Source organism: Streptomyces albiaxialis (assembly GCF_039530985.1).
Taxonomy (GTDB): Bacteria; Actinomycetota; Actinomycetes; order Streptomycetales; family Streptomycetaceae; genus Streptomyces; species Streptomyces albiaxialis.
Genome location: NZ_BAAAPE010000013.1, coordinates 892,152 through 917,491, shown reverse-complemented (window position 1 = coordinate 917,491; position 25,340 = coordinate 892,152). Strand labels below are relative to the sequence as shown.

At 72.2% G+C, this 25,340-nt stretch carries 26 protein-coding genes; 18 read left to right on the top strand and 8 right to left on the bottom strand.

Going from position 1 to position 25,340, the window contains the following annotated elements; translation table 11 throughout:
• Positions 1-133 precede the first annotated feature (133 nt).
• From ABD343_RS27735 to ABD343_RS27710, 6 genes are all read left to right on the top strand, one after another.
• Entirely contained in the window at positions 134-1,687 is a 1,554-nt protein-coding gene (locus tag ABD343_RS27735; protein ID WP_344532062.1) for an alanine/glycine:cation symporter family protein, read from the top strand.
• 262 nt (positions 1,688-1,949) lie between these two features.
• The gene (locus ABD343_RS27730; protein ID WP_344532061.1) at positions 1,950-3,410 is read left to right on the top strand and encodes an amino acid permease; all 1,461 of its coding nucleotides are present in this window, start codon (positions 1,950-1,952) and stop codon (positions 3,408-3,410) included.
• Positions 3,411-3,613: 203 nt separating this feature from the next.
• Positions 3,614-4,039 (top strand): M67 family metallopeptidase, encoded by a 426-nt coding sequence (locus ABD343_RS27725; protein ID WP_344532060.1) that lies wholly within the window; start codon positions 3,614-3,616, stop codon positions 4,037-4,039.
• 66 nt (positions 4,040-4,105) lie between these two features.
• Complete coding sequence (locus tag ABD343_RS27720) at positions 4,106-4,216, top strand: putative leader peptide (protein ID WP_344532059.1); 111 nt, start codon at positions 4,106-4,108, stop codon at positions 4,214-4,216.
• A 97-nt stretch (positions 4,217-4,313) separates the two neighbouring features.
• Positions 4,314-4,592 (top strand): MoaD/ThiS family protein, encoded by a 279-nt coding sequence (locus ABD343_RS27715; protein WP_344532058.1) that lies wholly within the window; start codon positions 4,314-4,316, stop codon positions 4,590-4,592.
• A gap of 6 nt (positions 4,593-4,598) precedes the next feature.
• Entirely contained in the window at positions 4,599-5,549 is a 951-nt protein-coding gene (locus ABD343_RS27710) for a PLP-dependent cysteine synthase family protein (protein WP_344532057.1), read from the top strand.
• An 18-nt stretch (positions 5,550-5,567) separates the two neighbouring features.
• Here the strand turns inward: ABD343_RS27710 and ABD343_RS27705 are convergent, their stop codons facing one another.
• Complete coding sequence (locus ABD343_RS27705) at positions 5,568-5,963, bottom strand: type II toxin-antitoxin system PemK/MazF family toxin (RefSeq protein WP_344532056.1); 396 nt, start codon at positions 5,961-5,963, stop codon at positions 5,568-5,570.
• 189 nt (positions 5,964-6,152) lie between these two features.
• On the opposite strand from ABD343_RS27705, the gene ABD343_RS27700 reads away from it, so the two are divergent.
• Positions 6,153-6,914, top strand: a complete 762-nt coding sequence (locus ABD343_RS27700; RefSeq protein ID WP_344532055.1) for an MBL fold metallo-hydrolase — start codon at positions 6,153-6,155, stop codon at positions 6,912-6,914.
• Positions 6,915-6,959: 45 nt separating this feature from the next.
• On the opposite strand, the gene ABD343_RS27695 is transcribed toward ABD343_RS27700, so the two are convergent.
• Together ABD343_RS27695 and ABD343_RS27690 are read right to left on the bottom strand one after the other, a co-directional pair.
• Positions 6,960-8,201, bottom strand: a complete 1,242-nt coding sequence (locus tag ABD343_RS27695; RefSeq protein WP_344532054.1) for a PTS transporter subunit EIIC — start codon at positions 8,199-8,201, stop codon at positions 6,960-6,962.
• A 216-nt stretch (positions 8,202-8,417) separates the two neighbouring features.
• Complete coding sequence (locus tag ABD343_RS27690) at positions 8,418-9,653, bottom strand: PTS transporter subunit EIIC (RefSeq protein WP_425578300.1); 1,236 nt, start codon at positions 9,651-9,653, stop codon at positions 8,418-8,420.
• A 286-nt stretch (positions 9,654-9,939) separates the two neighbouring features.
• Here ABD343_RS27690 and ABD343_RS27685 point away from each other — a divergent pair, with 286 nt between their 5' ends.
• The 4 genes from ABD343_RS27685 to rdgB all read left to right on the top strand — a co-directional run bounded on the left by ABD343_RS27685 (position 9,940) and on the right by rdgB (position 12,158).
• Positions 9,940-10,173, top strand: a complete 234-nt coding sequence (locus ABD343_RS27685; RefSeq protein WP_344532052.1) for a PTS sugar transporter subunit IIB — start codon at positions 9,940-9,942, stop codon at positions 10,171-10,173.
• Positions 10,174-10,251: 78 nt separating this feature from the next.
• On the top strand, positions 10,252-10,977 hold the full coding sequence (gene rph, locus ABD343_RS27680) for a ribonuclease PH (RefSeq protein WP_344532051.1): 726 nt from the start codon (positions 10,252-10,254) through the stop codon (positions 10,975-10,977).
• A gap of 138 nt (positions 10,978-11,115) precedes the next feature.
• Positions 11,116-11,505, top strand: a complete 390-nt coding sequence (locus ABD343_RS27675; RefSeq protein ID WP_344532050.1) for a hypothetical protein — start codon at positions 11,116-11,118, stop codon at positions 11,503-11,505.
• 38 nt (positions 11,506-11,543) lie between these two features.
• Positions 11,544-12,158, top strand: a complete 615-nt coding sequence (gene rdgB / locus ABD343_RS27670; protein WP_344532049.1) for an RdgB/HAM1 family non-canonical purine NTP pyrophosphatase — start codon at positions 11,544-11,546, stop codon at positions 12,156-12,158.
• Between the two features lie 106 nt (positions 12,159-12,264).
• On the opposite strand, the gene ABD343_RS27665 is transcribed toward rdgB, so the two are convergent.
• Complete coding sequence (locus ABD343_RS27665; protein WP_344532269.1) at positions 12,265-13,152, bottom strand: sigma-70 family RNA polymerase sigma factor; 888 nt, start codon at positions 13,150-13,152, stop codon at positions 12,265-12,267.
• 185 nt (positions 13,153-13,337) lie between these two features.
• On the opposite strand from ABD343_RS27665, the gene ABD343_RS27660 reads away from it, so the two are divergent.
• A complete protein-coding gene (locus ABD343_RS27660; RefSeq protein ID WP_344532048.1) occupies positions 13,338-14,174 on the top strand; it encodes a class I SAM-dependent methyltransferase in 837 nt (278 codons plus the stop codon).
• 58 nt (positions 14,175-14,232) lie between these two features.
• Here the strand turns inward: ABD343_RS27660 and ABD343_RS27655 are convergent, their stop codons facing one another.
• Positions 14,233-14,886, bottom strand: coding sequence for a TetR/AcrR family transcriptional regulator (locus tag ABD343_RS27655; protein ID WP_344532047.1), 654 nt, complete (start codon positions 14,884-14,886; stop codon positions 14,233-14,235).
• A gap of 61 nt (positions 14,887-14,947) precedes the next feature.
• Between ABD343_RS27655 and ABD343_RS27650 the strand changes: the two genes are divergently transcribed.
• The 3 genes from ABD343_RS27650 (at position 14,948) to ABD343_RS27640 (ending at position 18,324) form a co-directional block, all read left to right on the top strand.
• Positions 14,948-15,805 (top strand): class I SAM-dependent methyltransferase, encoded by an 858-nt coding sequence (locus ABD343_RS27650; protein ID WP_425578299.1) that lies wholly within the window; start codon positions 14,948-14,950, stop codon positions 15,803-15,805.
• Positions 15,806-15,895: 90 nt separating this feature from the next.
• The gene (locus ABD343_RS27645; RefSeq protein WP_344532045.1) at positions 15,896-17,443 is read left to right on the top strand and encodes a serine hydrolase domain-containing protein; all 1,548 of its coding nucleotides are present in this window, start codon (positions 15,896-15,898) and stop codon (positions 17,441-17,443) included.
• Between the two features lie 14 nt (positions 17,444-17,457).
• Positions 17,458-18,324, top strand: a complete 867-nt coding sequence (locus ABD343_RS27640) for an LLM class flavin-dependent oxidoreductase (protein ID WP_344532044.1) — start codon at positions 17,458-17,460, stop codon at positions 18,322-18,324.
• 202 nt (positions 18,325-18,526) lie between these two features.
• On the opposite strand, the gene ABD343_RS27635 is transcribed toward ABD343_RS27640, so the two are convergent.
• Positions 18,527-19,597: a PucR family transcriptional regulator gene (locus ABD343_RS27635; protein ID WP_344532043.1), complete on the bottom strand. Its 1,071-nt coding sequence runs from the start codon at positions 19,595-19,597 to the stop codon at positions 18,527-18,529.
• Between the two features lie 184 nt (positions 19,598-19,781).
• On the opposite strand from ABD343_RS27635, the gene ABD343_RS27630 reads away from it, so the two are divergent.
• A complete protein-coding gene (locus ABD343_RS27630; RefSeq protein WP_344532042.1) occupies positions 19,782-20,846 on the top strand; it encodes a glycoside hydrolase family 6 protein in 1,065 nt (354 codons plus the stop codon).
• The gene (locus ABD343_RS27625; RefSeq protein WP_344532041.1) at positions 20,846-21,442 is read left to right on the top strand and encodes a hypothetical protein; all 597 of its coding nucleotides are present in this window, start codon (positions 20,846-20,848) and stop codon (positions 21,440-21,442) included. Before ABD343_RS27630 ends, ABD343_RS27625 begins: the two co-directional genes overlap by 1 nt.
• 52 nt (positions 21,443-21,494) lie before the next feature.
• On the opposite strand, the gene ABD343_RS27620 is transcribed toward ABD343_RS27625, so the two are convergent.
• Complete coding sequence (locus tag ABD343_RS27620) at positions 21,495-22,406, bottom strand: serine hydrolase (protein WP_344532040.1); 912 nt, start codon at positions 22,404-22,406, stop codon at positions 21,495-21,497.
• On the bottom strand, positions 22,403-23,518 hold the full coding sequence (locus ABD343_RS27615) for a LysR family transcriptional regulator (RefSeq protein WP_344532039.1): 1,116 nt from the start codon (positions 23,516-23,518) through the stop codon (positions 22,403-22,405). The genes ABD343_RS27620 and ABD343_RS27615 overlap by 4 nt, the downstream gene beginning before the upstream one ends.
• 121 nt (positions 23,519-23,639) lie before the next feature.
• On the opposite strand from ABD343_RS27615, the gene ABD343_RS27610 reads away from it, so the two are divergent.
• Positions 23,640-25,334 (top strand): penicillin-binding transpeptidase domain-containing protein, encoded by a 1,695-nt coding sequence (locus ABD343_RS27610; protein WP_344532038.1) that lies wholly within the window; start codon positions 23,640-23,642, stop codon positions 25,332-25,334.
• The last annotated feature ends 6 nt before the right edge of the window (positions 25,335-25,340 follow it).

Sequence of the window (25,340 nt, the reverse complement as noted above, 5' to 3'; positions counted from 1 at the left end):
CAAGTCACATCCAAGTGTCGGACGCCGTGATAGGAATCCCGGAACTCGATTCCCTGCTCCGCTGTTGACGGCGTCCCCTTCGTATTCAGTGCCCGTGGAATCGTCCCCTTTCCGCTCGGCCAAAGGTAAAAGCATGGCAAGTCAGTCCTGGACCGACCAGGTCGACAAGTCCATCAGTGACTTCTTCGATCCCATTTCCACGACGATGAACGACATCGTCTTCTACGACGTCCACGTCTTCGGAACCGATCTTCCGCTGATGGTCGTCTGGCTGGTCGTCGCGGGTGCCGTCTTCTCGGTGTACTTCGGTTTCGCGCAGGTCAGGCATCTGCCGGTCGCGCTGCGGCTGGTGCGTGGCAAGTACGAGCAGAAGGACGCCCCCGGCGAGCTGAGTCACTTCCAGGCGCTGTCGTCGGCGGTGTCGGGGACCGTCGGCCTCGGAAACATCGCCGGAGTCGCGATCGCCGTCTCCATCGGCGGCCCGGGCGCCACGTTCTGGATGATCCTCTGCGGATTCCTGGGCATGGCCACGAAGTTCGTGGAATGCACGCTCGGCGTGAAATACCGGAAGATCAACGAGGACGGGACGGTCTCCGGCGGCCCGATGCGCTATCTGGTCCACGGTCTGGCCGAACGCGGCATGGGCGGCCTCGGCAAGGTGCTGGCCTTCTGCAGCGCCCTGATGATCCTGATCTTCGCCTTCTTCGGCGGCAACCTCTTCCAGGTCAACCAGAGCCTGGAGCAGCTCGTCAGCGTCACGGGCAAGGAGGACAGCTTCTTCAACAGCTCCGGCGGCTCCCTCTTCTACGGCGTCGTGATCGCCGCGCTCGTCGCGGTCGTGCTGCTGGGCGGCGTCAAGGCCATCGGCCGGGTGGCCAGCAAGCTGGTGCCGAGCATGGCGCTGGTCTACGTGATCGCCTGTCTGCTGGTCATCCTCTTCAACGTGACCGCCGTCCCGGACGCGCTCGCCTCCATCGTCTCCGAGGCCTTCAGCCCCAAGGGCGTCGCGGGCGGCGCCATCGGCGCGCTGATCGTCGGCTTCCAGCGGGCCGCCTGGTCGAACGAGGCGGGCATCGGCTCCGCCTCCATCGCGCACTCGGCCGTGAAGACCAAGCGTCCGGCAACCGAGGGCCTGGTCGCCTCGCTGGAGCCGTTCATCGACACCGTCGTCATCTGCACCATGACCGCGCTGACGATCATCATCGCGGGCGGGCCGATGTACGAGAAGCTGCGTGACGACGCGGCCGCGGGCCGCGCCGTGGACGGCAGCACCAGCCAGGGCATCTCCGTCACCTCGGACGCCTTCGAGACCGCGCTGCCCTGGTTCCCGTACGTCCTGACCGTCGCGGTGCTGCTGTTCGCCTTCTCGACCGTCCTCACCTGGAGCTACTACGGCCTGAAGTGCTGGACGTTCTTCTTCGGCGAGAGCCGGGCCGCCAGCATCGCGTACAAGGTCGTCTTCAGCGTCATCACGGTCGCCGGCGCGCTGCTCTCCCTCGGCACCCTGGTGGGCCTCTCGGACGCGGCGCTGTTCGCCGCCGCGCTCTTCAACATCGCCGGGCTCTACTTCCTGATGCCGGTGGTCAAGAAGGAGCTGAAGCGGGTCCTGGACTACGCCCGCCGCCGCGACGCCGGTGAGACCGAGGAGGAGATCGAGGAGGCCGAGCGGGTCGCCGACGTTCGTTAAACGGACAGCAAAATCTGACTAACGAACACTTCATGGCGTTCACCTGAACGTGCTGGTTGTCCCGGGTCACCCCGCTTTGGGGGTGGCCCGGGACACTCGTTCGTGGCCTCTCTCCGTGGTAGACCTTCCCGGTCCCTTTTTCCACGCCACCCCTGTGGATGAGGGGTGCCCGCCGGCCGACCGTCGGCACGCACAACTCCATCCGGGGGGATCGGAACCCGATCCGGAAAGGTCCGGATCGGAATGGAGAAAGGCGCAGCGTATGACCTCCGAGCAGGTCGAAGAGCAGGGCCCGCCCAGGGACCACGTCCCCGGCCAGCGGGGGACAGACGCGGCCGCCGCGGAGTCCGGCGAGGGCTACCAGCGCGGACTCGGCGGCCGTCAGATCCAGATGATCGCGATCGGCGGCGCCATCGGCACCGGGCTGTTCCTCGGCGCGGGCAAGGCCATCACCAAGGCGGGGCCCAGCCTCATCCTGGCCTACGTCGTCGCGGGCACGGTGATCTACTTCATCATGCGTGCCCTGGGCGAGCTGCTGATGTACCGCCCGGTCTCGGGCTCCTTCTCCGAATACGCGCGCGAGTTCCTCGGCCCGTACTTCGGCTTCGTCACCGGCTGGACCTACTGGCTGTTCTGGGTCGTCACGGGCATCACGGAAGTGACCGCCGCGGCCACCTATATGAACTACTGGTGGGACATCAAGCCGTGGATCTCGGCGCTGGTCTTCACCATCGCCCTCTACTGCATCAACCTGATCTCCGTGAAGCTCTTCGGTGAGCTGGAGTTCTGGTTCTCCATGGTCAAGGTCACCGCCATCATCGGCATGATCCTGATCGGCCTCGGCGTGATCACGCTCGGATTCTCGGAAGCGGGCGACACGGCCTCGTTCTCGAATCTGTGGAGCCACGACGGCTTCTTCCCCAAGGGCGTCGGCGGGACGCTGATGACCCTCCAGATCGTGATGTTCGCCTTCCTCGCCGTCGAGCTGGTCGGCGTCACGGCGGGCGAGGCGACCGACCCGAAGAAGGCCCTCCCCCGGGCGATCAAGACCGTGCCGTGGCGCATCGCGCTCTTCTACATCGGCTCGCTGATCGTGATCCTCTCGGTGGTCTCCTGGACCGTGTTCGACGCCGGCACCAGCCCGTTCGTCGCCGCCTTCCAGAAGATCGGCATCCCGGCCGGCGCCGGGATCGTGAACTTCGTGGTGCTCACCGCCGCGCTCTCGTCCTGCAACTCCGGCATGTACTCGACGGGCCGGATGCTGCGCGACCTCGCGCTCAACGGGCAGGGCCCGAAGGTCTTCACGCGCCTGAGCAGGGCCGGGCTGCCGATCCTCGGCACCACCTTCTCGGCCGCGCTGATGATGTTCGGCGTCTGGATCAACTACGAGTGGCCCACCAAGGCGTTCGACTACGTCGTCTCCTTCGCCACCATCTCCGGCATGTGGGCCTGGATCATGATCCTGGCCTCGCAGATCCGCTACCGCGCCAAGGCGGACCGCGGCGAGCTGCCGCAGTCGGAGTTCAAGGCCCCGGGCGCGCCGTACACGAGCTGGTTCGGGCTGGCCTTCATCGGCATGGTCATCGTGCTGATGGGCTTCGACAAGGACGCCCGCGTCTCGCTCTACGTCGCCCCGATCTGGGCGGTGCTGCTGACGGTCGCGTACTTCGTCCTGAAGGCCCGCACCCCGAACGTCTTCAAGACGGGCACACCGACGAGCTGAGACCGGCACGACAGGGGCCCGGAGCACCGCTCTCCGGGCCCCTTCGCCATGCCCCGGGGCTGCGCCCCGAAGGGGCGCGGGGAACTGCGCGCCCAGCCACCGCGCGCCTTTCGACGGCGACGGCGGGGAGGGGGCAGATGCGGGCCCGCCCCGGGAAACACCGCCCGCCACGGCCGCCGGGCCCCCTGCTTATGCTTGCCCGCATGCTGACCATCACCGCCGAACTGCGAGACAAGATCGTCGCCCACGCGCGTCAGGACCACCCCGACGAGGCGTGCGGAGTGATCGCGGGGCCCGCGGGCTCGGGGCGGCCCGAGCGGTTCATCCCCATGCTGAACGCGGCACGTTCGCCCACGTTCTACGAGTTCGACTCCGGCGACCTGCTCAAGCTCTACCGCGAGATGGACGACCGGGACGAGGAACCGGTCGTCATCTACCACTCGCACACGGCCACGGAGGCCTACCCGTCCCGTACGGACATCACCTACGCCAACGAGCCCGGCGCCCACTACGTCCTCGTCTCGACCGCCGAGACCGGGAACGAGGACGGACCGTACTCGTTCCGCTCCTTCCGCATCGTCGAGGGCGCGGTGACGGAGGAGGAGATCGCCGTCGTCGACACGTACTGAGACGCTCCCGTCCGCATGATGAAACTGGCATCCGAATCCGGGTCCGGGAATCGTTACGATGAGCCCATGGTTGTCCACGACGTGAGCGCGAGCGAGAAGTCCCCGGGCATGTTGCTCGTGGCGCGCCTGCACGTCGATCTCTGCCGTCTCGCCAGCGCCATCTGTCCGCTCCCCTGACGCGCGCCCCTCTCCATACGGCACACGTCGGTGCACGCTGCCCGCACGCTGCCCGCAGAACAGCCAGTCTTCTTCTCTCTCCGACAGGAGCCCACTCATGGCCATCGAGGTCCGCATCCCGACCATCCTCCGCACCTACACCGACGGCCAGAAGGCCGTCGAGGGCTCGGGCGACACGCTCGGCGACCTCTTCACCGACCTGGAGAGCCGCCACGCGGGAATCCAGGACCGCCTGGTCGAGAACGGCGGCCTGCGCCGCTTCGTGAACGTGTACCTGAACGACGAGGATGTGCGCTTCCTCGACGGCATCTCCACCAAGCTCAGCGACGGCGACAGCGTCACGATCCTCCCGGCGGTCGCCGGCGGAATGCGCTGATCCCCGATGCGCTACGACTCGCCGCTCGACGCCGTGGGGAACACGCCGCTCGTGCGGCTCCCCCGGCTGTCGCTCTCCGAGGACGTCCGGATCTGGGCCAAGCTGGAGGACCGTAACCCGACAGGCTCGATCAAGGACCGCCCGGCCCTGCACATGGTCGAACAGGCCGAGAAGGACGGCCGGTTGACCCCGGGCTGCACCATCCTGGAGCCGACCTCGGGCAACACCGGCATCTCGCTGGCGATGGCGGCCAGGCTCAAGGGCTACCGCATCGTCTGCGTGATGCCGGAGAACACCAGCGAGGAGCGGCGCCAGCTCCTCACCATGTGGGGCGCGGAGATCATCTCCTCGCCCGCGGCCGGCGGGTCGAACACGGCCGTACGGGTGGCGAAGGAACTGGCCGCCGAGCACCCGGACTGGGTGATGCTCTACCAGTACGGGAACGCGGACAACGCGGGCGCGCACTACGCGGGCACCGGCCCCGAGATCCTCGCCGACCTGCCCTCGGTCACCCACTTCGTGGCGGGCCTGGGCACCACCGGCACCCTGATGGGCGCGGGCCGCTATCTGCGCGAGCACCGCCCGGACATCCGCATCGTCGCCGCCGAGCCGCGCTACGACGACCTGGTCTACGGCCTGCGCAACCTCGACGAGGGCTTCGTCCCCGAGCTGTACGACGAGTCGGTGCTCACCACCCGCTTCTCGGTCGGCTCCGAGGACGCGGTCGCACGTACGCGCGAACTCCTCGCGCAGGAGGGCATCTTCGCGGGCGTCTCCACGGGCGCGGCGCTGCACGCGGCGATCGGCGTCGCGCGCAAGGCGCAGCGCGCGGGGGAGAGCGCCGATGTGGTCTTCGTCGTCGCGGACGGCGGCTGGAAGTACCTCTCCACCGGGCTCTACACGGCGGCGACGACCGAGGAGGCCGTGGCAGCGGTCCAGGGCCAGCTCTGGGCGTAGCCCCGTACGGCCGGGGCGTCACTCGGCGAGGTGCCGGACCTCGTCCCAGACCTCCGGCGCGACCTCGCCCGTACGGCGCACGAGCCGGGCGGCGCCGATGTCGGCCAGGCCCTCGGGCTCGGGGTAGAGCGGACCGCCTCCCTCCGGGGGCAGCACCAGGACCTCCGGGCTCCCCGGGGGCTCGGGGGCCAGCCGGGCGACGCGCGCTCCGCCGTCGGCGCGGACCGTGAGGACGAGGAACGGGTGTTCCTTTCCGCCCGGCAGCCTCGCCAGCCACACCTCTCCCGGCGCGGGCGGCTCGCCGGGAAGGCCGTCGCGGCGCCGGGGCCCCAGCCGTCCCCGCCCGTCCACGAGCGCCGCGACGAACGCGAGCAGCACGACCACCCCCAGCGCCACCCACCACGACGTGTCCATCCGTCGACGCTAAGCCGCGCCGGAGGCGGGCACCAGCGGGCCGCCCGGAGGATTGCCCCGGGCTGGTGATTCCGCCCACACCAGCGTGCTACCGAGGAGTCAGCAGGACCCCGGCGGCTTACGCTCGGAATTCCCCTCGTCGCCGAGAGGGGAGCATCCCGGCCGGCCGTCAACGGAGGTTCCCGCTCCATGAAGCTCACCGTCGTCGGCTGTTCCGGATCGTTTCCCTCGACGGAATCGGCCTGTTCGAGCTACCTGGTGGAGGCCGACGGCTACCGCCTGCTGCTCGACATGGGCAACGGCGCGCTCGGCGAGCTCCAGCGTCACTGCGGCCTCTACGACCTCGACGCCATCGCGCTCAGCCACCTCCACGCGGACCACTGCATCGACATGTGCGGCTATTTCGTCGCGCGCTACTACCGGGTGGAGGGCGGCCGTTGCGCCCCGATCCCGGTGTACGGGCCGGACGGCACCGAGGAGCGGCTGACCACGGCCTACGCGGACACGCCCTCGGAGAAGTCGATGAGCGAGGTCTTCGACTTCCGCTCCCTCGCCGCGCACGGCGAGTACGAGGCGGGCCCCTTCCGCGTACGGGCCGAACTGGTGGACCACCCGGTGGAGGCGTACGCGTTCCGCGTCGAGCACACGGAGAGCGGGAGGACGCTCACGTACTCGGGCGACACCGGGCCCTGCGCGGCGCTGGAGGAGGCCGCGCGGGAGACGGACCTCTTCCTGTGCGAGGCGTCCTTCACCCACGGCAAGGAGCAGATCCCCGGCCTGCACCTGAACGGGCGCGAGGCGGGGGAGGCCGCGCAGCGGGCCGGCGCGGGACGGCTGGTCCTCACGCACGTACCGCCGTGGACGGACCCGCAGATCAATCTGCGCGACGCGAAGAGCGTCTTCGACGGCCCCGTGGACATGGCACGGCCGGGCGCGGTCTACGAGCTGTAGCGCCGCGCCCGGCCGGGTGCCGGGTCCTCCGGGTGGTGCCCGGTCCTACTTCGTGAGGTCCTCGACCTCTTCGTCCGGCTCGCGGCCCGGCGTCTTGATGTCCAGCTTCAGGATCAGGAAGCGGAACAGCGTGTAATAGACGACCGCGAAGCAGAGTCCGATCGGGATGATCAGCCAGGGTTTGGTCGCGAGGCTCCAGTTGATCGCGTAGTCGATGAAGCCCGCGGAGAAGCTGAAGCCGTCGTGCACCCCGAGCGCCCAGGTCACCGCCATGGAGACGGCGGTCAGGACCGCGTGGACGACGTAGAGCACCGGCGCGATGAACATGAACGAGAACTCGATCGGCTCGGTGATGCCGGTGACGAACGAGGTCAGCGCCAGCGAGACCATCATGCCCATCACGGCCTTGCGACGGTTCGGCTTGGCGCAGTGCGCGATGGCGAGGGCCGCGGCCGGGAGGCCGAACATCATGATCGGGAAGAAGCCGGACATGAACTGTCCCGCGCTCGGGTCGCCCGCGAAGAAGCGCGCGATGTCGCCGTGGACGACGTCCCCGGAGGCGTTCTTGTAGTCACCGAGCTGGAACCAGGCCACCGTGTTGAGGAACTGGTGCATGCCGACGGGGATCAGCGCGCGGTTGATCGCGCCGAAGATGCCCGCGCCCGCGGCGCCCAGGCCCGTCATCCACTCGCCGAACGAGGTGATCGCGTCGCCGATCGGACCCCAGATCAGGGTGAAGAGCACGCCGACGGCGAGGCCGACGAAGGCCATGATGATCGGCACCAGGCGGCGGCCGTTGAAGAAGCCGAGCCAGTCCACGAGCTTGGTGCGGTGGTACCGCTGCCAGATGACCGCGGCTATCAGACCCATGATCACGCCGCCGAGCACGCCCGGGTCGTTGTAGACGGCCGGGGTGTCCTCACCGGCCTTGACGACCGCTTCCTCGACGGGGAACGCCTGGAGCACGTTCTTGTAGACGAGGAAGCCGACCAGCGCGGCGAGCGCCGTCGAGCCGTCGGACTTCTTCGCGAAGCCGATGGCGACGCCGATGCAGAACAGCAGCGGCAGGTTGTCGAAGATCGCGCCGCCGGCGCCCGCGAAGGCCGCGGCGACGTCGTGCCACTTCAGCCCGTCGTCGCCGAAGACGTCGGGCTGGCCGAGACGGTTGAGAATGCCGGCGGCGGGCAGGACGGCGATGGGCAACTGAAGGCTGCGGCCTACCTTCTGCAGCCCTTGGAACAGGCCGGAGCCCCGCTTCTTCGCGGGAGCAGCGGTGTCCGTGCTCATGGGATTCCTCCAGGAGAAGCGGGCACTGCACTCAGGAGGAGGCCCGCTGGTGGTCTAGTCCACACTAGTGGTTTAGACCATTATTAACATGCGTCCCGCGACGAACGGAATCACTTCGTCCGAGCCCGTCGGCAAGGTCACGAAGGCATATCGAAAGGCCCTCAGGTCCGGGGACTTGAGGGCCTTCGCGAAAGGCGCCGGGGAAGGGGAATCCCGTTACGCCTGGGTGTTCTCCTTCTCGATCTCTTCGGCCAGCTCCTCCGGCTCGCGGCCCGGCGTCTTGAGGTCGAACTTGACGATCACGAAGCGGAAGAGCGCGTAGTAGACGACCGCGAAGCAGAGTCCGATCGGGATGATCAGCCAGGGTTTGGTCGCGAGGCTCCAGTTGATCACGTAGTCGATCAGTCCGGCCGAGAAGCTGAAGCCGTCGTGCACCCCGAGCGCCCAGGTCACCGCCATCGAGACGCCGGTGAGGATCACGTGGATCACATAGAGCGCGGGGGCCACGAAGAGGAACGAGAATTCGATCGGCTCGGTGACGCCCGTGACGAACGAGGTCAGGCCGACCGAGAGCATCATGCCGCCGACCACCTTGCGGCGGTGCGGGTGCGCCGCGTGCGTGATGGCGAGCGCGGCGGCGGGGAGCGCGAACATCATGATCGGGAAGAAACCCGAGGTGAACTGGCCCGCCGTCGGGTCGCCCGCCAGGAAACGGTTGATGTCGCCGTGCACGACCTCGCCGCCGGGCTTCTCGTAGTCCCCGAACTGGAACCACATGAAGGTGTTCAGGAACTGGTGCATGCCGATCGGGATCAGCGCCCGGTTCGCCAGGCCGAAGATGCCCGAGCCCCACGAGCCGAGGTCGGTCATCCACTTGGAGAAGCTGGTCAGCGCGTCGCCGACCGGCGGCCACACCCACTGGCACAGCACCGCGAAGACCAGCGCCACGAAGGCCATGACGATCGGCACGAGCCGGCGCCCGTTGAAGAAGCCCAGCCAGTCCACGAGCTTCACCCGGTGCAGCCGCTGCCAGAACCAGGCGGACAGCAGCCCCATGATGATGCCGCCGAAGACGCCCGGGTTCTGGTACGTCGGGGCGCCCGCGGCCTTGCCGCCGCCGCCCACGCAGGTCCCCATCGCGCTGTCGAACGAGGCGCCGGAGGGGCACTCGGGGAACTGGTGGAGGATGTTGTAGTAGACGAGGAACCCGGCGACCGCCGCGAGCGCCGTCGAGCCGTCCGCCTTCTTGGCCATGCCGATGGCCACGCCCACGCAGAACAGCAGGGGCAGGCCGAGCGCGGAGTCCAGGAGCGCGCTGCCCGCGCCCGCGAAGACCTTGGCGACGTCCGTCCAGCCGAGCCCGTCGTCGCCGAAGACGTCGGGCTGGCCGAGCCGGTTGAGGATGCCGGCCGCCGGGAGCACCGCGATGGGGAGCTGGAGGCTGCGGCCCATCTTCTGGAGCCCCTGGAAGAAGGCGGAGGTCCTCTTCCTCCGGGGCGCTGCTGAGGCCGCTGCGGCGTCGGAACTCACGGGCTCCTCCTGACTCTGCTCGCACCTGACGCATACTGGTGTAGACCTCTAGTGGTGCGGAGTGGTCAGGAGTGACGGCCCCGCAGCGCCAGGTAACCGCCATCATTCGCCAGCGAGTGGACATATGCCCGCGAAGTTGGGCTAAACGTGGGCTAATGTGAATTGCGACGCCCAGCGGTCCACCGGGCCGGAACCCCAGGAGAAGCACATGGCCAGCAAGGCTGAGAAGATCGTCGCCGGACTCGGCGGGCTCGACAACATCGAAGAGGTCGAGGGCTGCATCACCCGCCTCCGCACCGAGGTCAACGACCCCTCGCTCGTCGACGAGGCCGCGCTCAAGGCCGCGGGCGCGCACGGCGTCGTCAAGATGGGGACCGCGATCCAGGTCGTCATCGGCACGGACGCCGACCCGATCGCCGCGGACATCGAAGACATGATGTGAGCCTCTCCCCGAGAGGCCCCAGGGCCCGGTTCCGCTCCCCGGAACCGGGCCCTCTGCCGTGCGGATAGGCTCGCCCTCATGTCTCGTATCGACGGCCGTACGGCCGAGGAACTGCGCCCCGTCACCATTGAGCGCGGCTGGAGCAAGCACGCCGAGGGCTCCGTCCTCGTCTCGTTCGGCGACACCAAGGTGCTGTGCACCGCCAGCCTGACCGAGGGAGTGCCGCGCTGGCGCAAGGGCAGCGGCGAGGGCTGGATCACCGCCGAGTACGCCATGCTGCCGCGCGCCACCAACACCCGCGGCGACCGCGAGTCCGTGCGGGGCAAGATCGGCGGGCGTACGCACGAGATCTCCCGCCTCATCGGGCGCTCCCTGCGCGCCGTCGTGGACTTCAAGGCGCTGGGCGAGAACACCATCGTGCTCGACTGCGACGTCCTCCAGGCCGACGGCGGCACCCGCACGGCCGCGATCACCGGCGCGTACGTGGCGCTGGCCGACGCGATCGGCTGGGCGCAGGAGCGGAAGCTGATCAAGCCCAAGGCCCAGCCGCTCACCGGCACCGTCGCCGCCGTCAGCGTCGGCATCGTCGACGGCGTCCCCCTGCTCGACCTGCGGTACGAGGAGGACGTGCGGGCCGAGACCGACATGAACGTCGTCTGCACCGGTGACGGCCGCTTCGTCGAGGTCCAGGGCACGGCCGAGGGCGAGCCCTTCGCGCGCGAGGAGCTGAACGGGCTGCTCGACCTCGCCGTCAAGGGATGCGCCCAGCTCGACGGGGCACAGCGCAGCGCGCTGGGGCAGTGAATCTCAGTGAATCCGCCGTTCCGGAACTGATCTCGCGCCGCGACGGAACTTTGCGAGCGCTTTACGCGTCTGCCTAGGTGCGGGCCGCACGTGTCGAACCGTGCGGCCCGACCAAGAACCGAAGAGGGGGACCCCACCGTGCTCCGCAAGACCACCGTCGCGGCGCTCGCCGCCGTCGCGCTCGCCGTGCCCGCCGCCAGTGGCTGCGGCGCGGAGGAGGTTGTGAACAAGGCGCTGGACTGTGCCAACACGGCCGCCACGGTGGCCGAGGCCGCCGACGACCTCAGCCAGGCCGCCTCGGACGCGACCGAGGACCCCACCCAGGCGAAGAAGTCCCTCGACCGTATCGACAAGAACCTCGACAAGATCAAGGACGAGACGGACGACGGAGACGTCACCAAGGCCGTCGACAAGATGGGCGACGCGGTCGACAGCGCCCGCACGGACATCAATGACAACAAGGTCCCCGAGGTCGGCCCCGTCAAGGACGCGGGCAAGGAGCTGACCAAGGTCTGCACGCCGGGCTGACCGGTGGGCCGGGCGGGGCCCCTGGATAATCGGTGCCCATGAGCACCAAGCGCCTGATCCTCGCCACCCGTAATGCCCACAAGGTCACCGAGCTGAAGGCGATCCTCGCCGACGCGGGCCTCGATCTGGACCTCGTCGGCGCCGACGCCTACCCCGAGATCCCCGACGTCAAGGAGACCGGGGTGACCTTCGCGGAGAACGCGCTGCTGAAGGCGCACGCCCTCGCCCGCGCCACCGGCCTGCCCGCCGTCGCCGACGACTCGGGCCTGTGCGTGGACGTGCTCGGCGGCGCCCCCGGCATCTTCTCCGCGCGCTGGGCGGGCACCCACGGCGACGACCGCGCCAACCTCGACCTGCTCCTCGCCCAGCTCTCCGACATCGACGCCGCCCACCGGGCCGCCCACTTCGAGTGCGCGGCGGCCCTCGCCCTCCCGGACGGCACGGAGCGCGTCGTCAACGGCCGCCTGCGCGGCACCCTGCGCCACGCCCCCTCGGGCAGCGGCGGCTTCGGGTACGACCCGGTGCTCCAGCCCGAGGGCGAGAACCGTACGTGCGCGGAGCTGAGCCCCGGGGAGAAGAACGCGATCAGCCACCGGGGCAAGGCGTTCCGGGCGCTCGTCCCCGTCGTCCGGGAGCTGGTGGAGCGGGACTGAGCCCTCGCTCCCGGGGCGCGGCCCTCGCTCCCGGGGCGCGGCCCTCGCTCCCGGGCCCGCGGCCCTCGCTCCCGGGCCCCGGCCCCGCTCCCGGGCCCGCGCGGCCTCAGGCGTCCAGCGCCGACAGGTCGAGCCGCGCGAGCCGCTCGGGGTCGTTCAGCGCGTCCATGGCGACGATCCGGCCGTCGCGGACGGTGAACGCCATCACCGAGGTCGGCCGCCCCTCGGGCGAGAACGCGACGAACCCCGCCGCGCCGTTGACCAGCGCCGGGCGCCCGGCGCCCGCGAGGCGGGCGTAGAGGAGCGCGCCCTCGGCGACGGCGCGCGCCCCGTGCCGCACGCTGCCGCCGAGCGTCGGCCCGCCGTCCGAGCGCGCCACGACGTCCGGGTCCAGCAGCGCCAGCAGCCCCTGCAGGTCCCCGCCGCGCGCGGCGGCCAGGAACGCCTCCACCACCGCGCGCTGCCGGTCCCGGTCCGGGTCGGTCGCCGGGGCCCCGCCCTGGACGCGGCGGCGGGCCCGGCTGGCGAGCTGCCGCGCGGCGGCGGGCGTACGGCCGACGACGGGCGCGATCTCGTCGAACGGGACGGCGAACAGGTCGTGCAGGACGAACGCCAGCCGCTCCGGCGGGGACAGGGTCTCCAGCACGACGAGCAGCGCCAGCCCCACCGAGTCGGCGAGCAGCGCCTCGTGCTCGGGATCGACCCCGTCCGCGGCGCTGACGACCGGGTCGGGCACATGGACGCCCCCGTCGAGCGGCTCCTCGCGGCGGACGCCGCGCGAGCGCAGCATGTCCAGGCAGACGCGGCCCACGACCGTGGTCAGCCAGCCGCCCAGGTTCTCCACGCCGCTCGTGTCGGAGCGGCTCAGCCGCAGCCAGGTCTCCTGGACCGCGTCGTCGGCCTCGCTGAGCGAGCCCAGCATCCGGTGGGCGACGGCCCTCAGGTGGCTCCTGTGGTCCTCGAAGCGCGCGGCCAGAAAGTCGTGTGCGTCCATCGGTCCGTTGTCCATCGGTCCGTTCCTCCGTGAAGTGGCGTCACCGGGATGACTCCCGGGAGGCGGCGGATGTGACAGGACGGCTCACAGGTTCCGCGCGTTCCGCTCCTCGCTTGACACCGTGTCGTCCAGGATCAACTCTAGAGTCCAACACTAGAGTTCGCATCTAGTGAAAGGGAGGGCTCATGGAGACACAGGCGAACACCGAGCAGAGCGAGGCCTGGAACGGCCCGGAGGGGGAGCACTGGGCGGAGAACCCGGGCTTCTACAACGGCATGCTCGACGCGTTCAACGACGCCCTGTTCGAGGCGGCCCGGATCGCCGACGGCGACGCGGTGCTCGACGTCGGCTGCGGCACCGGACGCACGGCGCTGCTCGCCGCCCGCCGGGCGCCGCGCGGGCGGGTCCTCGGCGTCGACCTGTCCGCGCCGATGCTGGAGCGGGCGCGGGCCGACGCGGAGGCGGCGGGGCTCGCGGGGCGGGTCGCGTTCGAGCAGGGCGACGCGCAGGTCCACCCCTGGGGCGAGGGCGGTTTCGACGTGGCGATCAGCAGGGGCGGGGTGATGTTCTTCGCCGACCTCGTCGCCGGATTCGCGCACATCCGGGAGGCACTGCGCCCCGGCGGCCGGTTCGCGGCGGTCCTCGCCGTCCGGCCCGACCCCGAGGGGGCGTACGCGCGGGCGACCGCCGCGCTCCCCGACTTCGGGCACGGCCCGTCGCCCGCGGCCCGCGCCATGATGTCGCTGGCCGACGAGGACCGGGTTCGCGAGGTGCTCTCCGGCGCCGGGTTCACGGGGACCGCCATGACCACCGTCGTCGCCGACCAGGTGCTCGGGCGGGACGCGGAGGAGGCGGCGGCGGGCATCTGCGGCATCGGCGCGGTCCGCCGCGGCCTCGCGGAGACCGCCCCCGCGGAGCGCGACCGTATCCGCCGCGAACTGGCCGACGGACTGCGGCCGTTCGTCAGGGACGGCGCCGTGCGCATCCCGGGGACGGTCAGACTGGTGACGGCGAACGCGTGAGCGGGCGCGGGGGCGAGTGCCGGTGCGGGTGCGGGGGCCGGCGCCGGTGCGGTTGCGGTCAGGAGCCGGACGGGGGGCTGGTGAGCTGCGCGCTCAGCGTCTCGTACGCCCAGCGCTCCCAGCGCTCGGGCTCCCAGCCGCGCTCGCGGACGAAGAGCAGATACGTCTCGGGGCTCAGCAGCCCGTACAGCACGTCGGCCGCGTGTTCGGGCGTCACGTCCTCGCGGGCACCCGGCTTGGCCATCATCGAGCGGGCCGCCGCGGTCTGCACGATGTGGCGCGGGTCCTCGTCCCCGGGCCACATCGCGGCCACCTCGGGATCGGTCGCGAGGGCCGTCGCGACGACCTGGGTGACGGGGGCGACGCGGTCGAGGACCGCGCGCGTGCCCGCGACGTGCAGCCGCAGGTGCTCCCGCGCGTCCGGCGCGTCGATCCCGGCGCGGAACCAGGCCCGGTCCATCGTCGCCACCGGCTCGTCGTCCCCGGCGATGGTGACGTCGACCAGCTCCTTGAGGACCGTGCGCTTGTTCCCGAACACGAAATAGACGGTCTGGACGGCGACTCCGGCCCGGGAGGCGATGTCCTGGAGCGTGCTGGCCCCGTATCCCTGCCGGACGAACAGCTCGCCCGCGGCCTCCAGGATGCGACGCCGGGTCTCCGCCGCCTTCCGCCCGCGCTTGCCTCGGGCCGCCTCCGCCGTCGTGTCGTTCATCGCTGGAGTCTAACTCCAGAAACCGAAGAGAAAGAGGCATCACGTGACCACGTACGACCCCATTCCCGGCCTGGTGAACACGGACCAGGCCGACGCCTGGAACGGCTACGAAGGCGCCCACTGGGCTGGCCACCCCGACCGGTACGACGCGGTCAACAGCGGCTTCAACGCGCCGCTGCTCGACGCCGCCGCGTTCGCCACGGACGCCCGCGTCCTCGACGTCGGCTGCGGCAACGGCCAGTTGACCCGGCTCGCCGCGCGCCGGGCCGCCCGCGGCGCCGCCGTCGGGCTCGACCTGTCGGCCCCGATGCTGGGGACGGCGCGGGCGCGGGCGGCGGAGGAGGGGGTGGAGAACGTGACGTTCGTACGCGGCGACGCGCAGACCCACGCCTTCGCCGGGCCGCCCTTCGACGCCGTCCTCAGCCGGTTCGGGGTGATGTTCTTCGCCGACCCGGCCGCCGCCTTCGGCAACCTCGCCGGAGCGCTCCGCCCGGGCGGGCGGCTCGCGTTCGTCAGCATGCGCCCCTTCGAGGACCAGGACCTCGGCACGGTCGTCGACGCGCTCTCCCGGGAGCTGCCCGAGCCGCCCTGGCGGTACGAGCCCGCCCAGGAACCCGGCGACAAGGGCCCGGTCTCGCTCTCCGACCCCGCCGTCGTCCGCGCCCTGCTGGAGCGCGCGGGCTTCACGGAGATCGGCGTCGCGCCCCTCGACGCCACGCAGCGCTGGGGGAGCGACGCCGAGGACGCGGCCGCGTTCCTCGCCGCGTGGGGACCCGTACGGCACCACATGACCGGCGTCGGCGACGAGACCGAGCGTCGCGCCCGCGAGGCCGTGACCGCGTGCATGCGCCGCTACGAGGGTCCGCGCGGCGTCGAACTGCGCGGCGCCGCCTGGCTGGTGACGGCCGTACGGCCCTGACGGGTGGCTGATTTCCCGCCCGTTCCGTGCCGCTCGAACCGGATACCCGTATGGTGAAAATCGGGCGAACGGGTAACACGGGGCTGTGGCATGGCCGTAGGAACGGGATGGCTGCGACGCGTCGTGGAAGTGCTGCTGGCGGCCCTGTGCGCGGGGGCGGTGGCGGCACCCGCGTCGGCGGAGCCGCGCCCGGAGAACGGGCGCTGGGCGCGGGTCGACGCGTTCGTGCGGGAGCGGCTGCAGGCGACCGGGACGCCCGGCGGGGCCCTTGCCGTGATCGAGGGCGGGCGCGTCGTCCACCGCGCGGGTTTCGGTGAGGACGGGCGGGGCGAGGCGGTCACGTCCCGCACCCCGTTCCTGTGGGGCTCGGTCGCCAAGCCGGTGACGGGCGTGGTGGTCCTGCGGCTCGTCGAACGGGGAAAGGTGGAGCTGGACGCGCCGGTGCGGAGGTATCTGCCCTGGTTCCGGCTCGCCGACCGGGCGGCGTCCGCGCGGATCACCGTGCGCCACCTGCTCACCCACACGAGCGGCATCCCCGAGTCCGCCACCGCGCGGATCTCCGACCGGTACGACAACGCGCCCGGCGCCCTCACCCGCGCCGTCCGCGACCTCGCCGACGTCGAGCCCGCCGCCCCGCCCGGCCGTTCCTACGCGTACTCCAGCGCGGGGTACGCCGTCCTCGGCGCCCTGGTCGAACGGGTCTCGGGGCGGACGTTCGGCGCGGAGCTGCACCGGACCGTCCTCGACCCGCTCGGCATGCGGGACGCGGTGGCCACGGAGCGGGACTTCCGCCGCGAGCGGGTGCCCGCCGGGCACCGCCAGGTCTTCGGCCGCCCCGTCGCGTACGACGCGCCCTACGACACCTCCGGCACCCCCTACGGCTACCTCGGCGGCAGCGTCCGCGACCTGGAGCGGTTCGTCCTCGCCGAGATGGGCGGCGGGCAGGTCGACGGGCGCCGGGTGCTCTCCGCGCGGAGCACGGCGCTCAGCCAGCGCGGCCAGGTCGAGAGCAGCGCCGACCGCTACGGGTTCGGCTGGTCGGTCGGCACGCTGAAGGGAACGGACGAACGGATGGTCTCGCACGACGGCGGGCTGCCCGGCTACCAGTCCATGGTCGTCATGCTGCCCGACAGCGACCGGGCCGTGATCGTCCTCCAGAACGCCTACCAGCTCCTCGACGCCCGGCGCCGCAACGACGCCGCGACCGGTGCCGCCCGCATCCTCTCCGGCGCCGACCCCGCGCCCCGCCCCGCCGACACGCTCGCCGTCACCCTGCCCTGGGCGGCTGCCGGGCTCGCCGCCGCGCTGCTGCTGTGCGCGGCCGCGCCCGCGCTGCGCGCCCTGCCGGGGCCCCGGCGCAGGGCACGGGCCCGCTCGCGGCGCCGCGTCCTGACGACCACCGCGCTCTCCGTCGCGCTCGCGCTCGGACTGGCCCTCTGCGTATGGCGGGTGCTGCCCTCGGCCTTCGGCGGCACGCTCGCCCAGATGCTCGTATGGATGCCGGACGTGGGCTGGAGCGCCGTCGCCGTGCTCGTCCTCGCGCCGCTGCTCGCGCTGGAACGCCTCGTGCTCGCCGCCGCGGACCTGCGGCGCGCGCGGCGCCGTTCCGCGGGGTCGTTGCCGGGAGCGGCGGACTGAAGCAGCATGCGGGGATGCGCTTCTCGGTCAACATTCCGAACTTCGGGGACTTCGCGGACGCCCGTACGGTCGCCACCGTCGCCGAGGCGGCCGAACAGGCGGGCTGGGACGGCCTGTTCATCTGGGATCACGTGGTGCACGACAAGGACGCGCGGCGGGGCCAGGACTTCGGCGACCCCTGGATCCTGCTGACCGCCGCCGCGCTCGCGACCTCCCGCATCAGGCTGGGCACCCTCGTCACGCCCGTCGCCCGGCGCCGCCCGCACCAGCTCGCCCGGCAGGTCGCCACGCTGGACGCCCTCAGCGGCGGCCGGACCGTCCTCGGCGCGGGGCTGGGCGGGCCGGTCGAGGACGAGTACGGCAGCTTCGGCGAGCCGACCGACCCCGTGGTGCTCGCCGAACTCCTCGACGAGGGCCTGGACCTGCTCGGCCGCTACTGGACCGGCGAGCGCGTCACCCACCACGGACGGCACTTCCAGGTGGACGACGTCGAACTGCTGCCCGCCCCTGTGCAGCGGCCACGGCCGCCCGTCTGGATCGGCGGCTTCTGGCCCCACCGCAGGCCCATGCGGCGCGCCGCCCGCTGGGACGGTGCCGCCCCGCTCTTCGACGACGCGCGGCACGGCACGCCGCCGACGCCGGAGCAGGTGCGCGAGGTCGCCGCGTACGTCCGCGCGCACCGCCCCGCGGACGCCGGGCCCTTCGACCTGGTCGTCGGCGGCACCAGCCCCGGCGACCCGGCCGCCGCCCGCGCCCTGGTCGCCCCCCTCGCCGAGGCGGGCGCCACCTGGTGGGACGAACGCCACCTCATGAACGGCGACCGCTTCGACAAACTCCCCCCAGTCCTCCACCGCCTCCACCAGGGCCCGCCCCGCCTCTGAGACCCGACACCCCGGCCCAGAGCCCCAGCGGCGCGGGGGGGAGGGGGCGCCGGGCCCAGAGTCCTAGGGGCGCGGGGAACTGCGCGCCCGGCCACGGCGCAACGCGCGGCCCGCGACGCACGGGAAGGGGCACCCCGGGCCCGGCACGGCACAGAGGCGCAGCCAGCGGCACCTTGGCCCCGGGCCAAGAGAAGAGAGGGGTCTACTCGTCCGGCGGCCAGTCGAGGAGGCGGGCGCCGATGACCGCGGTCTGGAGCATGTAACGGTGCGTGGGATCCGCAGGATTCGCCCCCGTGAGCTGCCGAATCCGCTCCAGCCGGTACGTGAACGCCCGTACGCTCAGCGACAGCCGGCGCGCCGCCTCCGCGGCCACGCACCCCGAGTCGAAGTAGGCGCTGAGCGTCGCCAGCAGGGGCCGCGCCCCGCCCCGCGCCGAGGTCAGCGGCCCCAGCGCGTGGGTGACCAGGTCGGTCAGGGCCTGCCGGTCCCGCGCGAGCACGGGGTAGACGAGCAGGTCCGCCGCGTGCAGCACCGGCTGGTCCAGCTCCATGCGCTCGGCCAGGTCGAGGATGGACACGGCCTCCTCGTACGACTGCACGACGCCCCCGGGCCCCGGCTGGGCGCGGCCGATGGCGACCTGGCCCCCGTCCGTCGCCTCGTACGCGTGCTTGGCGAAGAACCGCAGCGCCTCCTCCTGATCGCCGGGCGCCACACACAGCAGGCGGCCGTCCTTCGTGGTCAGCAGGATGCTGCGGTCGCCGAAGCGGGCGATCATCGCCTGTTCGACGCGCCGCGCGACCGGGTCGCCCTCGTCGTACCCCTCCGCGCCGCGCGCCACGGCCACCGCGTGCGCGTGCGAGAGCTGGAGCCCGAAGCGTTCGGCGCGCTGCGCGAGGCGGCCCAGGTCGCTGCGCCCGTAGAGCAGGTCGTCGATGAACTCCCGGCGCGCCGCCTCCTCCCGCCGCACGGCGTGCCGCTGCGCCCGCTCGTACCCCTCGGCGACCGCGTCGATCACCTGGTGCATCCCGGCCAGCGCGCTGTCCTGCCCGCCCGGCGAGGAGGGCCAGGCGGCCCGCGCCGCCACGAGGTGCGCGTCGACGAGCTGCCGCAGTCCGACGCCCGCCTCCGCCGCCCGCTCGCCCAGGGCCCGCCGCGAGTCCAGCTCGTCACGCGTGAGGCGGCGCCCGGTCGCCGCGACGTCCGCCAGGATCCCCGCGAACCCCCCGACGTACTCCCCGACGCTCTCGGCGCTCTCGACGTTCGTGTCGGACATCTCGTCCACGGCCACCCGAACCCCCGATTCCTGACGTCCCCCTGACGCCTTCTTGATGCCACCCCGCACGCCGACCCTAGAGAACGCCGGCCCGGCGGGCCAATGACGGGAACGCATGCCAGGAACCTTTGGCGGCCGGAGCGCGTAGGTCCCGTTAGTGCGCAAAACGTTCGAGGAGGGGTGGATGATCGGCAGGCGAACCGGCCGGGCCGTACGAGGGGGGCGTGGCCGCCTCGCGGCGGGCGGTGCCGCGGCCGGAGCCGCGTTGCTGCTCATGACGGGCTGTACGTCCTCCGGGGACGGCCCGGAGGAGAGCAGGGAGCGGGACCGTGGGAGCGGGCAGGCCGGCACCGGCGGCGCCGCCCGGTCCGCGTACTGGGTGAATCCGGACAGCAACGCGGCCAAGGCGATGCGCGTCCACAAGGAGCGCGGCGAGGACGAGAAGGCCGCCCTGGTCAAGAAGATCGCGGAGCAGCCCGTCGGCGCCTGGATCCGCCCCGAGGACCCGGAGGGCGAGACCCGGAAGGTCACCAGGGCGGCGGCGGACGCGGGCCAGAGCGCGCTCCTCGTGCTCTACAACATCCCGCACCGCGACTGCGGCCAGTACTCGCAGGGCGGCTTCGGCACCGCCGCCGAGTACCGCGCGTTCGTCGACAAGGTCGCCGAGGGCATCGGCGACCGCAGAGCCACCGTCATCGTCGAGCCCGACTCGATCCCGCACCTGCTCCAGGACGGCTGCACGCCCGGGAAGTTCCACAAGGAGCGGTACGACCTGCTGAAGGGCGCCGTCGAGCGCATGAAGGAGCAGCCCCGCACGAAGGTGTACCTCGACGCGGGCAACCCCGGCTGGACCCGCGACCCGGGCGCCCTGGTGGAGCCCCTGAAGCGCGCGGGCATCGACCAGGCGGACGGCTTCTCGCTCAACGTGTCGAACTTCGAGACGACGAAGGCCAACATCGCCTACGGCCGCCGCCTCTCGCCCATGATCGGCAACAAGCCCTTCGTCATCGACACCAGCCGCAACGGGAACGGGCCGGTGAAGGGCGCCCAGGACGAGGAGGCCTGGTGCAACCCGAAGGGCCGCGCCCTGGGCGAGAAGCCCACCACCCGCACGGGCGAGAAGGGCGTGGACGCCTATCTCTGGATCAAGCGCGCCGGTGACTCCGACGGCGAGTGCCAGGGCGGCCCGAAGGCCGGGAGCTGGTTCCCGGACCGGGCGCTGGAGCTCGCGAAGAACGCGCGCCACTGATGGCGGCGCCGACCTTCGGCGCGCACCTGCGCGCCGCCGCGGCGCGTGCCCTCGCGGAGTTCCCCGCGGAGGCCGCGCCGGGGACGTACGCGGTGACGTTCCGGATCGACAGCGTCGACCAGGACCCCCGCTTCCCGTACCTCGCGGTCGGTTACACGACGGAGGACGAGGTCGCCCGGCTGCTGGACGGGCCGGGCGCCCCCGGCCCCTGGGAGGCCCGCTGGAGTTACGCGTATTTTCCGCCGTCCGGCCTGGAGGGCGTCCGCGTCGCCGGGCACGACGCGGAGCGCGACCCGGAGGGCGCCGCGCTGCACCTGCGCGAGACCCGGGAGCGGGGCCTCTGGTACGAGGAGGGGGACCCGGCGGAGGACGAGCGCGGGGAGCGGCTGGAGGAGGAGTTCCGCGAGCTGTGCGTCCAGGTCGCGCGCGGGCTCCACGAGGACGGCCGGATAGAGGCCGCGCTGGGGCGCCCGCTGCCGGTGGTGCTCTACGACATGTTCGACCCGGACGCCATGTTCGCCCTCACCCGCGCCGCCAACCCGCCGGAGCTGGTCGCCGACTTCCTGACGGAGGACCCGGATCCGGACGGGCTCTGAGCACCCGTAGGCCCGGACGGGGCGTGAGACGCGGGCCGCGGGCGACCGGGACTCACGCGTTCCCCCGCAGCTCCTCCACCGCGAGGCGTGCCGCCGCGCCGATCACCGCGTCGGCGCGCGGGAGTTTGCTGTCGGCGCGCGCCGCCTGTGTGAAGACCACGGCCGTGTACGTGCTCCCGTCGGCCAGCTCGACCACCCCGGCCTCGTGGCGCATCGCGCCGAACGTGCCCGTCTTGCCGGACACCTTCACGTCGTCGTACGGGAACCCGGAGCCGAGCCGGTGCCCCCAGGCCTGCCGGCCCATGGTCTCCCGCATGAACGCGCAGCTCTCCGCCGAGGCCGCCTCGTCCGTCCAGATCGCGCGCAGCAGACGGGCCATGTCGGCGGGGGAGGCGGACGCCTTGGAGATCGGGTTGTAGACGCCGGGCGGCACCGTCACGTCGTTGTCCGAGATCCGCGCCAGCGCCGCCCGCAGCGTCGGGGAGCCGGTCTCGGTCATGAGCTGCGCGAACGTGTTGGCGACGCCCCCGTGCACCTGGGTGTCCGTCATGCCCAGGTCCCGGCACAGCTCTTCGACGGGCCCGGCGCCGACCCGGCGGTGCACGGCGTCGGCGGCGGTGTTGTCCGAGACGGACATCATGAGGAGCACCAGGTCGCGCAGCGACATCGTGACCGGGTCCCGCATGACCGAGACGCCGGTCGGCCCCGGCAGCCGGTCCTCGGGGCCGATCGTCACGGGCTGCCGGGGGTCGAGCGCCCCCGCGTCCGTCATCCGGCAGAAGGCAGCCATCAGCGCCACCTTGTAGACCGAGCCGACGGGGACCGGCTCGTCGGGGTCGAGGGTCACGCATGCCGCCGGGCGGCGCAGCTCGGCGACGTGCAGCCAGCCGCGTACGCCCGCGTCGTCGAACATCCCGCGCAGCGTGCGCCGCACGGAGCTCTCCCAGCGCGTCACGCCGCTCACCGCTCCTCCCCCGGGAGGCCGCCGCCGGTACGCGGCCCCTCCGGCGTACGCGGCCCCTCCGGCGTACGCGGCCCCTCCGGCGTACGCGGCCCCTCCGGCGTACGCGGCGCGTGCGGACCGTCATGCGCGGCCGACCCGTGCGGCGCGCCCGGCCTGCCCGGCTCGCCCGTCCCGTCCGGCCCGTCCGTGCCGGACCCGTCCGGCCCGCCCGTCCCGTCCGGCCCCCGGTCGTGCGCCTCCTGGGCGCGTGCCTGGAGGGAGAGCGTCTCGACCAGCAGCCGTGCGGTCTGCTCGACCTCCTCTCCGTCCTCCCGCCGCGCGTCCCACACCACCCGCAGCCGCAGCGGCAGCGGCGGCGAGACCGCCGGGGCGCGGACGACGCCGTGGGCGGCCAGCGTGGCGTCGGCCGTGACCAGCACCGCCTGCCCCGCGGCGACCAGCGCCAGCCCGGCGCGCTCGTCGGAGACCGTCACCGTCTCGACGCGCCGCCCCCGGCTGGCGAGGGTGTCCACGAACAGGTCGTACGCGGCGGGCGCCTCCTCGCGCGGCCGTACGGCCACCGGCAGCCGTCGTACGTCCCCCGGCCGGCCCCCGGCGGGCTCCTCGGGGGAGAGGAGCCAGGTCGGCATGAGGATCACGCGGCCCGCGCCCAGCCCGTGCAGCACCGAGGGGTGGCGGACGACGGCGAGGTCGAGGCGCCCGGACTTCGTCTCGGACAGCAGCGTCGCCGTCGGCGCCGTCGTCACCGCGATCCGGCCGCTCTCCCCGGCACGGACGGGAGCCGAGGCCACGGCCGCCGCGACCGCCGCGGGCACCTCGGGGGCGAGCCCGAGCCGGAGCCTGCGCCCGTCGGCGCGCTCGCGGTCCCCGGCCTCGCGCAGCTCGGTGAGCGCCGCCAGCGCGCGGCGGGCGTGCGGCAGCAGCAGCGAGCCCTCGTCGGTGAGCGTGACGCCCCGGGCGCGTTCGAAGAGCCGGACGCCGAGCAGCGCCTCCAGGCGCCGCAGTCCCTGGGAGAGGGGCGGCTGGGTGATGCCCACGCGCTGCGCGGCGGCGCCGAAATGCTCCTCCTCCGCCAGCGCGACAAAGATTTCCAGATGGCGTTCCGTGAGCAAGGCAGCCCCTGACGTGCCCGAATATCGAAAGGGAATCGTGTGCGTGTCGAGAGTGTATTCGACACGACCGGCCCCCGGGACTTCACTGAGCCTCAGCCGCGGTACAGCGAAGGAGGCCGTTTTGTCGCAATCGCACCCGGAGCATCCGGACGGACCGCACCTGGCGCCCCCGACAGGTCCGGAGAACTCCCCGCTGTACCGTGCGCCCCGCCCCGGCGGCCGGAAGCGGCTCGCCGGCGTCATCGCCCTGGCCGTGGTGGTGCTGGCGGGCGGCGGCTACGCCGGATACCGGCTCCTCGGCGACGAGTCCGCCGACCCGAGGGTCACGGCGGCGGGGGAGCGCTTCGACCGCTTCCTGCGCGCCTGGCAGGCGAACGAGCCGGGCCGCGCGGGCTCGTACACCGACAGCCCGGACAGCGCCGAGTCGCTCCTCGAATCGGTCATGACCAACCTCGACCCGAGCCGTACGCGCATCACCGCCGAGGACGGCGGGACGAAGGACGGGGGTCAGGTCGGCATCCCGTTCACCGTCTCGATGCGGATCCCCGGCGCGGGCACGTACGAGTGGCGGTCCGAGGCGCGGATGCGCGAACGCTCGGGCACCTGGACCGTCGCGTTCCGCTCCTCGACCGTGCACCCGGAGCTGCGCTCGGGCCAGACCCTCGCGCTCTCCAACCGCGCCAACCGCGCGAGGATCCTCGACCGCGAGGGCGACCCGCTGGAGGCCGCCTCGCTCACCGGCTCGGTCGACGAGAAGAGCGGCAAGGGGGTCTCGGGCCTCGAAGCCCGTTATGACGACCGGCTCTCCGGCGGCAAGGGCCCGCACAAGGCCGTCGTCGTCGCCGACCGGAACAGCGGACAGGCCGTCCGTACGCTCTCCAAGGTCGAGAAGGCCAAGGGCAAGCCCGTGCGGACGACCATCGATCCGCGCGTGCAGCGGGCCGCGGCCGACGCGCTGGGCAAGGTGAAGAAGAACGCGGCACTCGTCGCCGTCGACCCGCGGAACGGGGACATCCTCGCCGCCGCCAACAAGCCCGGCGGCATGAACCGGGCGCTGGAGGGCCGCTATCCGCCGGGCTCCACGTTCAAGGTCGTCACCACCGCCGCGCTCCTGCAGAAGGGCATGCGGCCCTCGGACCCCGCGCCCTGCCCCAAGTTCGCACACGTGGACGGGCAACGCTTCGAGAACCAGGGGAAGTTCACGCTGCCGAAGGGCTCGACGTTCGAGGACGCGTTCGCCGAGTCCTGCAACACCTTCTTCGTCGGCGCCCGCGACCGGCTCTCCGACTCGGCGCTGCGCGACACCGCGCGCGCGTTCGGCGTCGGCGGCCGATGGGACGTCGGCACGACGACGTACGACGGCAAGGTCCCCGTCAACAACGGCGCCAACGACAAGGCCGCCGCCGTCATCGGCCAGGCACGGGTGCAGGCCTCGCCGCTGGTGATGGCCTCGCTCGCGGCCACGGTGAAGAGGGGCACGTTCGCCCAGCCGGTGCTGGTGCCGGACGAGGTGGACGAGAAGTACAAGGCGCCCGGGAAGCTCTCCCCGAAGGTCGCCTCCGACCTGCGCGCCCTGATGCGCGAGACGGTGACCTCCGGCTCCGGGCACGCGCTCAAGGGACTGCCGGGCACGCCGCACGCCAAGACGGGCACCGCCGAGTTCGGCACCGACGACCCGCCCCGTACCCACGCCTGGATGATCGGCTACCAGGGCGACGACGACCTCGCCTGGGCGGTGCTCCTGGAGGACGGCGGCTCGGGCGGCTCGGACGCGGGCCCGGTGGCGGCCCGCTTCCTGAAGAACCTCGCACGCTGACGACGA